Origin of the sequence: Streptomyces sp. MZ04 (assembly GCF_004684775.1) — a bacterium.
Taxonomy (GTDB): Bacteria; Actinomycetota; Actinomycetes; order Streptomycetales; family Streptomycetaceae; genus Streptomyces.
The window spans coordinates 1-15,659 of record NZ_SRIC01000198.1 but is presented as its reverse complement, the minus strand read 5'-3'; the positions used below and the strand labels follow the sequence as shown (position 1 = coordinate 15,659).

At 70.3% G+C, this 15,659-nt stretch carries 15 protein-coding genes; 9 read left to right on the top strand and 6 right to left on the bottom strand.

Features of this window, described 5'->3' with window-relative positions; translation table 11 throughout:
• The first annotated feature begins 72 nt into the window (after positions 1–72).
• Complete coding sequence (locus E2651_RS30565; RefSeq protein ID WP_245239339.1) at positions 73–1,482, top strand: cytochrome P450; 1,410 nt, start codon at positions 73–75, stop codon at positions 1,480–1,482.
• Here the strand turns inward: E2651_RS30565 and E2651_RS30560 are convergent.
• The 4 genes from E2651_RS30560 to E2651_RS30545 all read right to left on the bottom strand — a co-directional run bounded on the left by E2651_RS30560 (position 1,476) and on the right by E2651_RS30545 (position 5,114).
• A complete protein-coding gene (locus E2651_RS30560; RefSeq protein WP_245239338.1) occupies positions 1,476–2,435 on the bottom strand; it encodes an RluA family pseudouridine synthase in 960 nt (319 codons plus the stop codon). The genes E2651_RS30565 and E2651_RS30560 overlap by 7 nt on opposite strands.
• A gap of 127 nt (positions 2,436–2,562) precedes the next feature.
• Positions 2,563–3,159 carry a GNAT family N-acetyltransferase gene (locus tag E2651_RS30555; RefSeq protein ID WP_135334483.1) on the bottom strand — a complete coding sequence of 199 codons (597 nt, stop codon included), beginning with the start codon at positions 3,157–3,159 and terminating at the stop codon, positions 2,563–2,565.
• A gap of 157 nt (positions 3,160–3,316) precedes the next feature.
• The gene (locus tag E2651_RS30550; protein ID WP_135334482.1) at positions 3,317–4,156 is read right to left on the bottom strand and encodes a siderophore-interacting protein; all 840 of its coding nucleotides are present in this window, start codon (positions 4,154–4,156) and stop codon (positions 3,317–3,319) included.
• A 52-nt stretch (positions 4,157–4,208) separates the two neighbouring features.
• Positions 4,209–5,114: a 5'-3' exonuclease gene (locus E2651_RS30545; protein ID WP_135334487.1), complete on the bottom strand. Its 906-nt coding sequence runs from the start codon at positions 5,112–5,114 to the stop codon at positions 4,209–4,211.
• Positions 5,115–5,393: 279 nt separating this feature from the next.
• On the opposite strand from E2651_RS30545, the gene E2651_RS30540 reads away from it, so the two are divergent.
• Together E2651_RS30540 and E2651_RS30535 are read left to right on the top strand one after the other, a co-directional pair.
• Entirely contained in the window at positions 5,394–6,506 is a 1,113-nt protein-coding gene (locus E2651_RS30540) for a glycine betaine/L-proline ABC transporter ATP-binding protein (RefSeq protein WP_135334481.1), read from the top strand.
• Positions 6,499–9,111 (top strand): ABC transporter permease/substrate binding protein, encoded by a 2,613-nt coding sequence (locus tag E2651_RS30535; RefSeq protein ID WP_135334480.1) that lies wholly within the window; start codon positions 6,499–6,501, stop codon positions 9,109–9,111. The genes E2651_RS30540 and E2651_RS30535 overlap by 8 nt, the downstream gene beginning before the upstream one ends.
• 368 nt (positions 9,112–9,479) lie before the next feature.
• On the opposite strand, the gene E2651_RS30530 is transcribed toward E2651_RS30535, so the two are convergent.
• On the bottom strand, positions 9,480–9,821 hold the full coding sequence (locus E2651_RS30530; RefSeq protein ID WP_167828935.1) for a transposase: 342 nt from the start codon (positions 9,819–9,821) through the stop codon (positions 9,480–9,482).
• 35 nt (positions 9,822–9,856) lie between these two features.
• Here E2651_RS30530 and E2651_RS30525 point away from each other — a divergent pair, with 35 nt between their 5' ends.
• From E2651_RS30525 to E2651_RS30505, 5 genes are all read left to right on the top strand, one after another.
• The gene (locus tag E2651_RS30525; RefSeq protein WP_135334478.1) at positions 9,857–10,315 is read left to right on the top strand and encodes a helix-turn-helix transcriptional regulator; all 459 of its coding nucleotides are present in this window, start codon (positions 9,857–9,859) and stop codon (positions 10,313–10,315) included.
• Between the two features lie 94 nt (positions 10,316–10,409).
• Positions 10,410–10,934: a phospholipase A2 gene (locus E2651_RS30520; RefSeq protein ID WP_135334477.1), complete on the top strand. Its 525-nt coding sequence runs from the start codon at positions 10,410–10,412 to the stop codon at positions 10,932–10,934.
• Between the two features lie 150 nt (positions 10,935–11,084).
• The gene (locus E2651_RS30515) at positions 11,085–12,077 is read left to right on the top strand and encodes a hypothetical protein (protein WP_245239337.1); all 993 of its coding nucleotides are present in this window, start codon (positions 11,085–11,087) and stop codon (positions 12,075–12,077) included.
• A gap of 105 nt (positions 12,078–12,182) precedes the next feature.
• Positions 12,183–12,755 carry an XRE family transcriptional regulator gene (locus E2651_RS30510; protein ID WP_135334476.1) on the top strand — a complete coding sequence of 191 codons (573 nt, stop codon included), beginning with the start codon at positions 12,183–12,185 and terminating at the stop codon, positions 12,753–12,755.
• 13 nt (positions 12,756–12,768) lie between these two features.
• Entirely contained in the window at positions 12,769–13,491 is a 723-nt protein-coding gene (locus tag E2651_RS30505; protein ID WP_135334475.1) for a helical backbone metal receptor, read from the top strand.
• Here E2651_RS30505 and E2651_RS30500 read toward each other — a convergent pair.
• Complete coding sequence (locus E2651_RS30500) at positions 13,460–14,584, bottom strand: TDT family transporter (protein WP_135334474.1); 1,125 nt, start codon at positions 14,582–14,584, stop codon at positions 13,460–13,462. The genes E2651_RS30505 and E2651_RS30500 overlap by 32 nt on opposite strands.
• A gap of 70 nt (positions 14,585–14,654) precedes the next feature.
• On the opposite strand from E2651_RS30500, the gene E2651_RS30495 reads away from it, so the two are divergent.
• Positions 14,655–15,602: a LysR family transcriptional regulator gene (locus E2651_RS30495; RefSeq protein WP_245239336.1), complete on the top strand. Its 948-nt coding sequence runs from the start codon at positions 14,655–14,657 to the stop codon at positions 15,600–15,602.
• Positions 15,603–15,659 lie beyond the last annotated feature (57 nt).

Here is a 15,659-nt window from a genome sequence, read left to right as displayed (position 1 = left end):
GACGGCCCGGCTTCTTGCCCCGGGGCAACAACGGCTCCAGGCGGGCCCACTGCGTATCCGTCAGATCTCCACGTGCCACGAAGCAAGATCATCTCACCTCAAGATCCGCTTTCGATACGCGCCCTAGCAGGCGTGTACGAGAAGCTGCGTGCCGAACACGGCGCGGTGGCCCCGGCCCTGCTGCACAACGACGTACCGATCTGGGCGGTCCTCGGCCACAGCGAGAACCTCCACATGGTGCGCACCCCCTCGCAGTTCACCCGCGACTCGCGCCAGTGGCGGGCCGTCATGGACGGCTCCATGGGCCCCGACAACCCGCTCGCCCCCGTCGTCACCTGGCAGCCCATGGCCACGTTCGCGGAGGGCGCCGAGCACGAGCGGCTGCGCGGCGCGGTCACCGGCGCCATGGGAGGCCTCGACCACCGGGGCATCCGCCGCTACATCAACCGCTACAGCAACCTGCTGCTCAACGACATCTGCCAGGACGGCAAGGCCGACCTGGTGAGGGGGTTCGCCGAGCATCTGCCGATGATGGTGATGTGCCATGTCATCGGCATGCCCGAGGAGTACAACGAGCGGATGGTGCAGGCCGCCCGCGACATGATCAGGGGCACCGAGACCGCCATCGCCAGCAACGCGTACATCATGGAGGCGCTGATGCGCCTGGTGGCGCGGCGCCGGGCGAAGGCGGAGGAGGACTTCACCAGCAACCTCATCGCCCAGCCCCAGCGGCTCACCGACGACGAGGTCGCCGCCCATCTGCGGCTCGTGCTCATCGCCGCGTACGAGGCGACGGCCAACCTCATCTCCAACGCCCTGCGGATGGTCCTCACCGACCCGCGCTTCCGTGCCCAGCTCAGCGGCGGCCAGATGACCGTCACGGAGGCGGTCGAGCAGTCCCTGTGGGACGAGCCGCCGTTCAGTGCCATGGTCGGCTACTTCGCCAAGCAGGACACGCAGCTCGGCGGCAAGCAGATCAAGGCGGGCGACGGTCTGATCTTCGGCATCGCGCCGGGCAACGTGGACCCCGTCGTACGCCCGGATCTCGCCGCCAATATGCAGGGCAACCGCTCCCATCTGGCGTTCGGCGGCGGTCCGCACGAGTGCCCGGGGCAGGACATCGGGCGCGCCATCGCCGACACCGGCGTCGACGCGCTTCTGATGCGCTTCCCGGACGTGGAACTCGCCGTCGAGGAACACGAGTTGAGGTGGAACTCGTCGATCCTCTCGCGGCATCTGGTGTCGCTGCCGGTGCATTTCGCGCCCCGGCCGCCACAGGATGTGACGGCCCGGCCGATGGCGAAGGTGCCGGGGCCGCGCAACGACTGGCAGGTGTCGTCCCCGGCACCCCGGCCCGCGCAGCCGGCGCCGGTCGCGCCCCAGCCGGCGCCCACGCCGCCGCCGCCACCGGAGCCGGTGGCCGCGACCGTGCCGCGCCAGGGGGCGTGGCGGCGCTTCGTCACCTGGTGGCGCGGCTACTGACGGGCGCCCGACCCCTGCCAGGTGTCGTACGCGGTCCAGGCGCCGAGCTCGCGCGCGCTGACGAAGCGGTGGTCGGCGCCCGTGACCGGGTCGGTGAACTCCAGGACGCGGGAGAGGAGTTGGAGCGGCCGCCGGAAATCGTCCGGCGGCACGGGCCCCCGCACCACGGGGTAGATCGGATCGCCGAGGATCGGCAGCCCCAGGGCGCTCATGTGGAGGCGCAGCTGGTGAGTGCGGCCGGTGTGCGGGGTCAGTCGGTAGCGGGCCAACTCGCCGTTGTGCTCGGCGAGTTGGATCTCGCTCTCGCTGTTCGGCTCGGCGCCCGGCACCTCGTAGGCGGCGATGACGCCGCGTTCCTTGACGATGTGGCTGCGTACGGTGCGGGGGAGTTCGGCCGCGGGGTCGTACGCCGCCACGGCCTCGTACTCCTTGCGCACCCGCCGCTCGCCGAACAGCGTCTGGTAGGCGCCGCGTTCGGCGGGCCGCACGGTGAACAGGATGAGGCCCGCGGTGAGCCGGTCCAGGCGGTGTGCGGCGCCGAGCGTGGGCAGGCCGAGCTCCGTGCGGAGCCGGGCGAGCGCCGTTTCGGTGACATGGCTGCCGCGTGGTGTGGTGGCGAGGAAATGCGGCTTGTCGGCTACGACGATGTGCTCGTCGCGGTAGACGACCTCGATGGCGTACGGCACCGGGACCTCGGCCGGCAGATCGCGGTGGAACCACACGAAGGCGCCGGGCGCATAGGGCGCGTCCGGCGCCACCGGCAAGCCGTCGGCCCCGACGATCCGCCGGTCCCGCAGCATCCCGTCGATCACCCCGGGCCCGGCCTTGAGCCGTGCCACGAGGTGATCCCGCACGGTCTCCCACGCCCCGTCGAGCGGCAGCTTGACCCGCACGGGGTCGACGCCGCGGCGCTGCGGCAGGGGAGAGGGCGGGATGCGGGGCTTGCGGGTCACAAGGTGAAGGGTACGGGGCCTCGCGGGGCGACCTGATGGATCTGCGGGCCGGTGGGGGCTGGTCGCGCAGTTCCCCGCGCCCCTTACGGGGCGTGTGACCCTGGCCCGGTGTCGCCCGCGCCCGGGGTCAAGGCGTTGTCGGCTCGTCGCCCCTGACCAGGCCATGCAGATGCATGTCATGCCAGCCGTCCGCGTGGAGGACCGCGCTGCGCTTGGTACCCTCCGGCTCGAAGCCCGTCTTGAGGGCCACACGGCACGAGGCCTCATTGGCCGTGGAGTGGGTGAGTTCGAGGCGGTGCAGGCCCACCTCGTCGAAGGCCCAGTCCGACAGCGCGGTCAGGGCGCGCGGGGCGATGCCACGGCCGCGAGCCGACGGCATGGTCCAGTAGGCGACTTCGGCCTGTCCGTCGGCGAGCACGATCAGGCGCAGCGCGATCCGGCCCACCAGCTCGTCCGTGGCGGCGTCGGCGATCGCCCAGTACGCGTCCTTCTCCTCGGACCAGGCCCTGCGCCAGCCGTCGATCCAGCCCTGGGTCTCGTCGACCGACTCGGCGTCCCGCGCGTGCCAGCGCTGTATCAGCGGGTCTTGGAACGCCTCGTACACGGCGGGCGCGTCATCGGGCGACCAGGGTCGGATGACGAGGCCGCCGGGGACGGGAATGGTGGGCTGTGCCTGCCGGGCGAGCGTACCCGCTGCGACTACGTCAGAGATCTTGAAGGGCATGGGCTCATCGTGACAGCGGGCCGATGACGAGGGGACTGGATTTCGGCACGGGCCCCGCGACGGCCCCGTCAGGGGCGCGGGGAACTGCGCGACAAGCCCCCACTGGCTGGCGGACGGCGACGGCGTCACCCACACAGGGGCGGCCACCCCACCCCGCTCAAGCCGAGCGCAGCTCCTGCTCGGCCTCCACCTGCGCGTTCCACTCCCGCTTCGACGCCTGCCACCCGTCCTCATTGTGGCCGAGGCGCCAGTACCCGGAGATCGAGAGCCGCTCGCGCGCCACCTCGCGCTCCACGCGCAGATAGCGGCGCAGCTCCTTCACGAAGCCCGCCTCGCCGTGTACGAACGCCTGCAGGTCGCCGTCCGGGAACTTCAGCGAGCGCACCGCTTCGACCAGGGCCTCGCCGACGGGGCGCTGCCCGCGGTGCAGCCACTCGATGTCCGCGGCCGATTCGACCTTCTGCTCCTCGTCCGCGTCGCCGACCTCCACGAAGGCGTACGCCTTGGCCCCCTCGGGCAGCGCCTCGAGCGCGGCGGCGATCGCGGGCAGCGCGCTCTCGTCACCGGCGAGGAGGTGCCAGTCGGCCGCGGTGTCGGGTGCGTAGCCGCCGCCGGGGCCGAGGAAGCGCACCGTGGTGCCGGGCTGCACGCGCTGGGCCCACGGCCCGGCCAGGCCCTCGTCGCCGTGGATGACGAAGTCGAGAGCCAGCTCGCGGGCGCTCGGGTCCCACCGGCGGACCGTGTACGTACGCGTCACGGGCCACTGGTCGCGCGGGAACTCCGCACGGATCCGCTGCATGTCGAAGGGCTCCGGATACGTCGCGCCCTCGGCCGGGAAGAGCAGTTTCACGTAGTGATCCGTGGAGTCGCCCGCCGTGAACTCGGCGAGGCCGTCGCCGCCGAGGACCACACGCTGCATGTGCGGGGTGAGGCGCTCGGTGCGCACGACCTGCGCCTCGTGAGTCTTCGGTGCTTTGCGTGCAGGACGTTCTGCCATGGCGGCCGCCTCCCCTGATCAAATGTTGCTTAGGCTTACCTAAGCTAACACCTCACCCCTGGAGTGTGGTGAGCAATCGCTGGAGCGCGCCGCCGAGTCCCCACCGCACAGCCAACTCGTCCAGGGCCGCCGGATCGCGCGGCTCGCCCGGCAGTGCGAGGTCGACGTCCGGCAGCGGCACGTCGTCCGCGACGCGGACCACTGTCGGCGCGACCGCCACATAGGGCCGCGATTCGTCGAGCCGCTTGCGCTGCGAGGGCGTCAGCTTGCTCTTCGGGTCGTCCACGGCGGCCATGATTCCGGCCAGATTTCCGTACGCGTCGAGCAGCTTGGCGGCGGTCTTCTCGCCGATGCCGGGCACGCCGGGCAGCCCGTCGCTCGGGTCGCCGCGCAGCAGCGCCAGGTCGACATAGCCGCCGCCGTCCACGCCGTACTTCTCCCGCAGCCAGTCCTCGTCCGTGAGCTGGAGGCTGCCGACGCCCTTGAGGGGATAGAGGACGCGGATGCCGCGCTCGTCGTCGACCAGCTGATAGAGGTCGCGGTCGCCGGTGACGATGTCGACGGGGCCGGTGGCACGGGCGGCGTACGAACCGATCACGTCGTCGGCCTCGTACGCGGCCACGCCCACGCGGGCGATGCCGAGCGCGTCCAGGACGTCCTCGATGATCGGGACCTGCGGCGAGAGCGTGTCCGGGGTCTCCTCGGCGTCCGGGCCCTGCTCGACCTCCTCGGCGACGCGATGCGCCTTGTACGAGGGGATCAGCTCGACCCGCCAGTGCGGGCGCCAGTCCGCGTCCCAGCACGCGACCAGGTCGTCGGGGCGGTGGTCCTGGACGAGCCGGGCGATGAAGTCGAGCAGACCGCGCACCGCGTTGACCGGGGTGCCGTCCGGGGCCTTCACGGAGTCGGGGACCCCGAAATAGGCGCGGTAGTACAGAGAAGCCGTGTCGAGCAGCATGAGCCGTCGCGTTCGCTGAGTCACGTTCGCATCATGCCGCACGGCACTGACAGCGCGCGGTCCGTTGCGCATCGCGCCGCGCAGTGCAGAACATGCAACAAATGTGAACTGGAACACGCCTGTGTTTGATTCTTGTATGCACGGGCAGGCGCGGATCTGGAGCGCTCCCGGTCGATGATTCAACTATTGCATCGGGCATGTAAGCGGGCGGAACCCGCGTCGCTCCACGGCCCGCCGGCGGGGGAGGCGGGCCGTTGTGGTTCAACCCGAGAGGTGTATGTGTCCAGGCTGCAAGCCGAGCACTTGTACAAGGTGTTCGGCAGACGACCCACTGACGCGGTGGAGAAACTCCGCCACGGAACCGACCGAGAGGAGCTGCGCGCCGAAGGCACCACCGCCGCGGTCATCGACGCCTCCTTCACGGTCGAGCCGGGCCAGATCTTCGTCGTCATGGGTCTCTCCGGATCCGGCAAGTCCACGTTGCTGCGCATGCTCAACGGTCTGTCGGAACCAACGGCCGGACAGGTGCTCTTCGACGGGCAGGATCTGACCGGGCTGAGCGCCCGTGAGCTCCGCGAGGTGCGCTCCAAGAAGATCAGCATGGTCTTCCAGCACTTCGCCCTCTTCCCGCACCGCAGCGTCCTGGAGAACGCCGGTTACGGCCTCGAGGTGCAGGGCGTGCCGCGCGCCGAGCGCGAGGAGCGCGCCACGGTCGCGCTCGAACTCGCCGGCCTGAAGGGCTGGGAGAAGTCCTGGCCCGACGAGCTCTCCGGCGGCATGCAGCAGCGCGTGGGCCTGGCCCGCGCCCTGGCCACCGACGCCGACCTGCTCCTCATGGACGAGTCGTTCAGCGCGCTCGACCCGCTGATCCGCCGCGACATGCAGGACCAGCTCCTCGAGCTCCAGAAGCGGCTGAAGAAGACCATCGTCTTCATCACCCACGACCTGAACGAGGCCATGCGCCTGGGCGACCAGATCGCCGTCATGCGCGACGGCCGCATCGTCCAGATCGGCACCGCCGAGGACATCCTCGTGACCCCGGCCAACGACTACGTCGCGTCGTTCACGCAGGACGTCGACCGCGCCCGCGTCCTCACGGCGGGCGCGATCATGGACGAGCCGGAGACGGCGTACGGCACGAAGACGCCCGAGGGCAAGGAACTGCAGACCGCATCGGACGTGCTCGCCGCCGCCCCCGCCACCGTCACTGCGGACACTCCGATCATCGAGCTGTTCACGCCGTGCTCCACCAGCAGCGTCGCCGTGGCCGTCACCGACGGCGCGGGCGAGCTCATCGGTGTCGTACCGAGTGAGCGGCTGCTCGCCGTGCTCGGCGAGCCGATGCCCGCCGTGCAGGCCTCGGAGGAGAGCAAGGTGATCGCCAGTGCCTAGGATCCACATCGGCGACTGGGTCGCCTCCGGAGTCGACTGGCTGCGCGACAACTGCGAGTGGCTCTTCGACTTCATCAAGCTGGTCGTCGGGAACGCCTACGACGGCGTCAACGCGGTCCTCACCTCGCCCGAACCGCTGATCCTCATCGGCATCTTCGCCGTGCTCGCCTTCTGGCTGCGCGGGATCGTCGCCGCCGCGGCGACGTTCGCCGGCTTCGCGCTGATCGACTCGATCGAGCAGTGGGAACCGGCGATGAACACGCTGTCCCTCGTGCTCGTCTCCTGCGTGATCATCTTTGTGTTCGCGCTGCCGATCGGCATCTGGGCGGCCAAGAACCGCACCGTCAGCGGTCTGATACGCCCGGTGCTCGACTTCATGCAGACCATGCCCGCCATGGTCTATCTGATCCCGGGCATCTTCTTCTTCGGCGTCGGCCCGGTCCCCGGCATGGTCGCGACCATCGTGTTCGCGATGCCGCCGGCCGTCCGCCTCGCCGAGCTCGGCATCCGGCAGGTCGACGAGGAACTGATCGAGGCCGCCGAGGCGTTCGGCACGCACCCGCGCAACACGCTGTGGCGCGTCCAGCTCCCGCTGGCGCTGCCCACGATCATGGCGGGCGTCAATCAGGCGATCATGCTCGCCCTGTCCATGGTGGTCGTCGCCGGCATGGTCGGCGGTGGCGGTCTCGGCTCCACGGTGTACGACGGCATCAGCTCGGTCGACGTCGCGCTCGGCTTCGAGGGCGGCATCGCGGTGGTCATCCTCGCGATGTACCTGGACCGCATGACCGGCGCCCTCAACCAGCGCGTCTCGCCGCTCGGCAGGCGCGCCCTGGCCAAGGCCGACTCCGCGCTCGGCGGCCTGAAGATCATGCGGTGGAAGCCGGCCACGCCGGTCGCCATGGTCGGTGTCCTGGTCCTGGCGCTCGTCGCCGGTGGCCTGAACATCTTCGGCAACGACGACGAGGGCCCCAAGGTCTCCGCGAACGTCGGCCAGGGCCGCACGATCAATATGGGCTACATCGACTGGCCCGAGGGCACCGCCTCCACGTACCTGTGGAAGAACGTCCTCGAGCAGCGTGGCTTCAAGCCCGACGTGAAGGCCCTCGAAGTGGGCGCCCTCTACAACGGCCAGGCGCAGGGCAGCGTCGACGTACAGACCAACTCCTGGCTGCCGGCCACGCACGCCCCGTACTGGAGCAAGTACAAGGACCAGCTCGAGGACTACGGCAGCTGGTACAAGCCGACCTCGCTCGAGATCGCGGTGCCCAAGTACGTCAAGGGCGTCAAGACGCTCGACGACCTCAAGGGCAAGAGCGACCTCTTCAAGGGCAAGATCTACGGCATCGAGCCCGGCGCCGGTGAGACGAAGCTCTACGACGACAAGGTTCAGAAGGACTACGGCCTCAAGGGCAAGTACGAACTGGTCAAGTCCAACACCTCGGCGATGCTCGCCCAGCTCGACCGCGCGTACCAGAAGAAGGAGCCCATCGCGGTCACGCTCTGGTCGCCGCACTGGGCGTACGACAAGTACGAGCTGACCAAGCTGAAGGACCCCAAGGGTTCCTTCGGTTCGGGCGACGGCATCCACACCCTGGGCCGCAAGGGCTTCGCCGAGAAGGAGCCGCAGGTCGCGCAGTGGCTGAAGGACTTCAAGCTCAGCGAGGCGCAGCTCACCTCCCTCGAGGGCGCGATCCAGGACGCCGGCAAGGGCAAGCAGGACCAGGGCGTCAAGGCCTGGATGAAGAAGAACCCGGGCATCGTCGACAAGATGGCCCCGGTCGCCAAGGACACGTACGCGAAGGGCAGGCAGGCCGGCGCCGCGCCGAACATCGGCTACCCGGCGTGGGACGAGGGCATCGCCGCCACGTACCTGTGGCAGAACGTCCTGGAGAAGCGCGGCTACAAGCCGAAGACCACCAAGCTCGACGTCGGCCCACTGTTCACGGGGCTTTCCACCGGGCAGGTCGACGTCGAACTCGACGGCTGGCTGCCGGTCGCGCAGAAGCAGTACTGGGAGAAGTACAAGAAGGATCTCGTCGACGTCGGGGCGTGGTACGACAAGACCTCGCTCGAGATCGCGGTCCCGTCCTACGTCAAGGGCGTGAAGACCATGGACGACCTGCGCAAGAACAAGGACAAGTTCAAGGGCAGGATCGTCGGCATCGAGCCGGGCACCGGCCAGATGACGCGTCTCAAGGACAAGGTCATGCCGGCCTACGGTCTGGACGACTTCAACCTGACCAGCGCGGGCACGAGTTCGATGCTCGCCGAGCTGGAGCGCGCGTACGCGAAGAAGGAGCCGGTGGCGGTCGTGCTCTGGTCGCCGCACTGGGCGTACAACAAGTACGACCTCACGCGGCTCGAGGACCCCAAGAAGACCTGGGGTGCCAACAACCAGATCAAGACGCTGGCCAACAAGAGCTTCCCGAAGAAGTACTCGGAGCTCAACGGCTGGCTGAAGAACTGGCACATGAGCCCCGACGAGCTGATGAGTCTCGAGCAGGCCGTCCAGAAGGCCGGCAAGGGCCATGAGGCGGACGGCGTGCAGAAGTGGGTCGAGGCCCACCCGGGCATCGTCGACAAGATGGCGCCGGTGAAATAGCCGGTGAAATAGCCGGTGGAACAGCCGGTGGAACAGCCGGTGAAGTAGCCGGGAACTGAAGCACAGTTGAGCCCCGCCGACAGCAGCGTGCCGTCGGCGGGGCTCGGTCGTTCACGGGCTCGGGCATGCTGGTCGCTTTCGCAATGTGCAGGATGCAAGAGCGCGCCGATCGCGCGGCAACCTCAGATTAACCTCAAAAACCTGCTCCGTTGCCTCGAATCTCGTCAACACGCCTCAACACGCCTCAATACGCCTGACAGGACCGGAAGATGGTCACTTGTCGAGACATGGCGCAGCTGCCAGTTCCGGTGGGTGGAAGCAGGTTCTGATCATGTAACGAATGCTCGCGGCCCAGTCGTCTCACGTGGTCAACGGAGCGAACGCTTCGCCGCCGCGTCGGCGATCACCGCGGCCCAGCCCGGCTCGACCCCTGTCTCCACTGCCGCGTCGCGCAGGCGTCGCCACAGGTCGGAACCGGTCCACCGGGTGCAGCGGCGATGGGCCGTCGCGGGTGGGATGCCGAACATCGAGGGCACCTGCCGCCAGGGGCAGCCGCTGGTCAGCACGTACACCACCGCCGTGAACACGGCGCGTTCGTCGTGCGGGGCCGTTCCCCCGCCCTGGGGGCGGGCGGCGAAAGCGGGCAGCAATGGGACGGCCAGTTCCCATAGTTCATCGGGGACCAGGCGGCGCGAGAGATCGTCGGTCACGCCCGTCATGATGCCGTATGTGCACCACATGAGACATGACGTTTTTGCCTCACTACTGCGAACTCCTTGGCCTACAGTGCGTGTTGAGAGTTGACAACGGGGAACGGGGAACGGGGAAGGTGACCATCGAAGTGACGACGCAGAACATCGGAGTGACGACGCAGAACACCGGAGTGACGGAGACGCTGGATTCCTTGGAGGGGCTGGAGCCCAACTGTCCGTGCCGGTCCGCACTCCACTCGGCCGTGGAGCCGCCGGCCGTCAGCGATCTGACGGTCCGTGAGAGGGAAGTGCTGCTGCTCCTGGGTGCCGGGCTGCCCAACCCCGCTCTCGCCCGGCAGCTCGGTATAGCGGAGCGCACGGTGAAGGCTCATGTCGCGCGCATCATCGAGAAGCTGGGCCTCGGAACGCGTCTCGACGCCGTGGTTCTCGCCATAGTCCACCACGGCCTGTTGTGTCCTGACGGGGCCGGACCAAAGGATTTCTTGCACTAAGGGGCAGTGCACAAAGATTCACTATGAAGCGTTCCCTGCCCTTCATACGATCTTGCCGGTAGTCGAGCAGGATCGATGAACGGGGAACAACAGAATGGTCATCACGCGCATAGCCGTCGCGTCGCTGGCTGCGGCGGGAGCCCTGGTCGCGGGTTCGGGCATGGCCCAGGCCACGCCCGAACCCAGCCCCGCTGTGACGGCGTCCGCGGCCGACGGCGCCGACTCGGCGGCGGGCGGTCCGGGCAAGATGCGGCGTCTCTACGAGCTGACCCGCTCCACGGAGACGAGCGTCAAGGACTGGCGCAAGACGCGCAAGCTCGCCAAGGCAGGGGTCGACCGCTGGAACTTCCGGTGGGACACCGACTGGTGCACGCGTCTTGACGACAAGCCCGGCGGCTTCGACTTCCGGCTCCCCTGCGCGCGGCACGACTTCGGGTACCGCAACTACAAGCAACTGATCGGCAAGAAGGCGTTCGCGGGCTCGAAGCACGAGCGCCGCGTCGACAAGGCGTTCCTCTTCGACATGAACCGGCAGTGCGCCACCCAGGCGCACAAGACCAAGACGGAGCGCGCGCAGTGCCGCAAGAAGGCGAAGGCGTACTACGACCGGGTCAGCTGACCCGGTCGATCTGACGCTGCTCGACAGGGGCGGGGTGGGACGTGCCGTGTGGCGCATCCCACCCCGCCTTCCGTACCGGCCGACGGGACGAGTCCCTAACCTCGGTGAGGTTCCCGCCCCCCTCGTCCACCCCCAGTGAGCCGCTTCCCCGTGACCGTCACCCGCTCCCTCCGGGCCATGCCGCTCCTGGTCACCCTGGCCCTGGCCCTCATCGGGGTGCTGCTCATCTCCCGCATGCCGACCGCGAGCGCCGCCCCCGCGTCCTCAGGGACCGCACGCCTCGCGGCCCTCGCCGAGGACGTACGCGCCGCCGACGGGCACCGCTACGACGCCCGGGACGGCACCGGCCGCACCATGGACGCCGCGCAGATCATCCAGCGCTCCGACGGCGGCTATCTGGCCGTCTACCACACGCTCCTGGTCGACGGCCGCTTCCACGCCGCCGTCGCCACCTCCACCGATCTGCGGCACTGGCAGCGCCGCCACGACTTCGGCCCCGGCACCCATCAGGCCTCCCTCGCCGACGACGGGCGCGGTGGATACGTCCTCGCGTACGAGAAGGACCCGAAGAACCACATCGCGGTGCGCGCGTACGCCGACGAGGACGCGCTGCTCGAGGGGCGCGCGGCACGCGCCTACGACGCGCCGCGCACCCTCTCGCGGTGCGCGGAGGGCACGCCCAGCATCACCGCCGTACATGGCGACACCATCCACCTCACCGGGCACTACCGCGCCGGCTGCGACACCGACCGCCAGCTGCGCGCCACGCTCACCGGCTTCCGGCACTGGCACGCGGAGCCGGACCGACGGCTCGACCGGGCCTTGCAGACCTGGGGCAACAGCGGGAACATCGGCGACCGGGCGCCCGTCGATCTCGACGGGCGGCGGGTGCTCCTCGTGGAGGGGCAGCGGTGGCGCGGCGACTTCGGGAGCTGGCGGACCTACGCCTACGACCCCGCGAGCGGCAGCGCGGACCGCCTCGCCATCCGCACGCACGGCGGCAGCCAAGCCTTCGCCAATCCGTCGGCGACACTCCTGACGAACCCCCAAGGGCGGCCCGCTCTGCTGGTCAGCCTGTTCATTCCGGGGGAAGGGGCGGCCTCCGGAGAGGCGGGGCAGCTTATCTACTGGCGCAAGCTGTAGGCGGCGGTCCTCGCAACGGGGCAAAACCGTTTGGCGAACATGCGTAGGGTGCAGAGAACCCGACAGGGGTGAGAGTGGACCGACGCGCAGAAGGGAGCCGAGGCGATGGACGAGCAGAAGGAAACCCTCCGAGTGGGCTCGGCCGTGCGGCGCCGCCGCCGGCAGCTGGAGCTCACCCTCGCCGTGGTGGCCGAGCGCAGCGGTCTCTCGGTGCCTTTCCTGAGCCAGGTCGAGAACGAGCGGGCGCGGCCGAGCAGGCGCTCCCTGCAACGCGTCGCCGACGCCCTGCTGACCACCGACGTCGAACTGCTCGCCGCCGCCGATCCCGCGTGCACGGTCGATCTGGTGCGGGCCGACGAGGGCGACCGTGAGGGTTCCTCGCCCGACGCCCGCGTACGCAATCTGGTGCGCGGCCACCATCAGCTGCACGCGATCGAGTTCACCGGGGACCACGACGAGGGGCGCGAATTCCAGCACCGCAACGACGAGTTGATGTACGTCGTGGGCGGCGCCGTCGAGGTCGAGGCGGAGGGCAGGGCACACCGGCTCGGCCGCGGCGACAGCCTGTATCTGACCGGCGGTGTGCGCCACCGCTGGCGGGCGACCGTGCCCGACAGCCAGGTCCTCGTCGTGGCCGTCGCCGACCACATCGAGGCGACGGACGACGCCCGGCGCTGAGGGAGGCCCTGTCATGCCCGGTACGCGGGTCGTCTCCCTCGTCCCCTCCCTGACCGAGGCGGTCGCCGTCACCGTGCCGGGCGCGCTGGTGGGGGCCACGGAGTGGTGCAGCCATCCGGCCGACCTGGACGTGGCCCGCATCGGCGGCACGAAGAACCCGGACGTACGCGGCATCGTCGCGCTCGCCCCTGACCTGGTGATCGCCAACGAGGAGGAGAACCGCGCCCCCGACCTCGCGCAGCTGCGGGCGGCGGGGATCGAGGTGCTCGTGACGGACGTACGCGATCTGCCGGGCGCCTTCCGGGAGTTGGTCCGGGTGCTCACCGCGTGCGGCGCGGGACGGCCGCGGTGGCTCGACGAGGCGGAAGCGGAGTGGGCACGCCTTCCGGTCCCGGAGGCCCGGCTGCGGGCGGTGATCCCGATCTGGCGGCGCCCCTGGATGGTCCTGGGCCGTGACACGTTCGCCGGGGACCTGCTGCGCCGCCTCGGCGTCGACAACGCGTACGCGACCCATGCCGAGCGCTATCCCCGCATCCCGCTCGAGGAGTTGCGGACAGCGGCCCGCGACCTGGTGGTCCTGCCCGACGAGCCGTACCGCTTCACACCCGAGGACGGCCCCGAGGCGTTCCCCGCCCCGGCGGCGCTGGTCAGCGGCCGCCATCTGACGTGGTACGGGCCGTCGTTGGCCCAGGCGCCGGCCGTGCTCAGCGGGGCGCTGCGAGCAGCTTTCCGCTGAGGAGGCCGCGCACCGTGTGGGTGAGGGCCACCGCCCAGGCCGCCGTCAGGGCGATGAACAGGGCGACCGCCAGCCAGTCGTAGACCGCGAGGCCGGTGTGCGCGCCCAGGCCCTCGGCGCCCGTGACGCACGTACCGACCGGGAACGTGAACGCCCACCAGGTCATCGCGAAGCGCATGCCCCGGCGCCGGGCCCGCAGCACCATCGCGGCCGAGAGGGCCAGCCACAGCAGGGCGAAGCCCATCACGGGTACGCCGTAGAGCACGGCGAAGACCGCGAAGCCCTGCTCGTAGGGGGCCGGGACGACGCCCGAAGCGGCGGTGTCGGCGAACTTGTTGACCGCCGTGGTCGACTGGCCGAGCGGGCCGAGCACCAGGAACAGCGTCGGGGTGAGGGTGAGCGGCAGGGGGCCGCCGGTCATCAGGCGGGAGAAGATCAGCGGCAGCATCACCAGCGTGGCGAGCAGGCTCAGGCCGAACATCGCGAAGCAGGCGAAGAGCAGCGTCTCCTGTGCCTGTCCCGCCGGGAGATGAGGTACGAGGAGGGGGCCGACGGCGGCGGACACCATGGGCGGCACGATCGCCAGCAGCCAGACGGGGGAGGCCTGGCCCGGCTCTATGCGGTGCCTGACCACCATCAGGTACGGGATCGCCACGGCCACCGTGAGCCCGATGACGCTGCCGACCGTGAACAGCACGGCGTCGAGCGCGACCGCCGCACCCGTGCCGATCCAGTCCTCGCCCACGAGGACGGCGCCGCCGCCCACCGCGAGCAGGGCCATGGCGAGACAGCCGTAGAAGGGGGCGACGGCCGGGTCCAGGAGATGGGCGCGGGCCTGGTCGCGGTGGTGCACCCAGTGCAGGGTGCGGGCGACGAGCAGGGCGACCAGCATCAGCAGGGAGAGCGCCCAGACCGACGTGCAGGCGGTCCGCAGGCCGGGTCCACCGAGGCCGAGGGGGAGGGCCGCGCCCGCGTTGGCGATGATCGCCGTGCCCATGACGGCGGCGTACCAGTTCGGTGCGAGGTGACGGGTGGTGGGAGCGCTGCGGCGCGCGCTGTGCGTGGGGGCCTGAGGATGGGCGACGGTGACCATGCGTCCACGGTCCCTGCTCGCCGGGCCCCCCACCAGGAGTGATCTCCCTATGAGGGCATAACCTGGGCTTATGAGTCCGTCACCCTCTCCCGTCGATCCCGCCGAGTTCTCCGATACGCCGCCGGGCGCGCCGCTCGCCCACCGCGTGCCGGACCTCGGGGCGCTTGAGCTGCTGCTCGCCGTGGCGCGGCTCGGCAGCCTGGGGCGGGCCGCGCGGGAGCTCGGCATCACGCAGCCCGCCGCGAGCAGCCGCGTCCGGTCCATGGAGCGGCAGCTGGGGGTGGCGCTGGTGGACCGGTCGCCGCGCGGTTCGCGGCTCACCGACGCGGGGGCGCTCGTCACCGACTGGGCGCGGCGGATCGTGGAGGCGGCGGAGGCGTTCGACGCGGGCGCGCAGGCGTTGCGGGACCGGCGGGACTCGCGGCTGCGGGTCGCGGCGAGCATGACGATCGCGGAGTATCTGCTGCCGGGGTGGCTGATCGCGCTGCGTTCGGCGCGGCCGGACACGGCGGTGTCGCTCCTCGCGGGCAACTCGACAGTGGTGGCGGAGCGGCTGCTCTCCGGAGAGGCGGACCTCGGCTTCGTCGAGGGCCTCACCGTGCCGAGCGGCCTCGATTCGGCGGTCATCGCCCACGACCGCCTGATCGTCGTCACCGCACCGGGGCACCCATGGGCGCGGCGCCGGAAGCCGCTCGGGGCTCCGGAGCTCGCGGCCACTCCGCTGATCCTCAGGGAGGAGGGGTCGGGGACGCGCCAGGTACTCGACGCTGCGCTCGGCGGGCTCGCGCGGCCGCTGATCGAGCTGTCGTCCACCACTGCGGTGAAGGCCTCGGCGGTGAGCGGGGCGGGGCCCGCGGTGCTGAGTGAGCTTGCGGTGGGCGAGGAGCTGGCCGCGCGGCGGCTGGTGGAGATTCCGCTGGCCGAGGTGCGGCTGCGGCGCGAGCTGCGGGCCGTGTGGCCTACGGGGCACCGGCCTACGGGGCCGGCGCGGGATCTGTTGTCCTTGACGCGGGCTTAGACACGGGCTCAGGGCACCCGGGGGGGGGCTCGGTGTCCCCCCGGCCCCCCGGCCCCC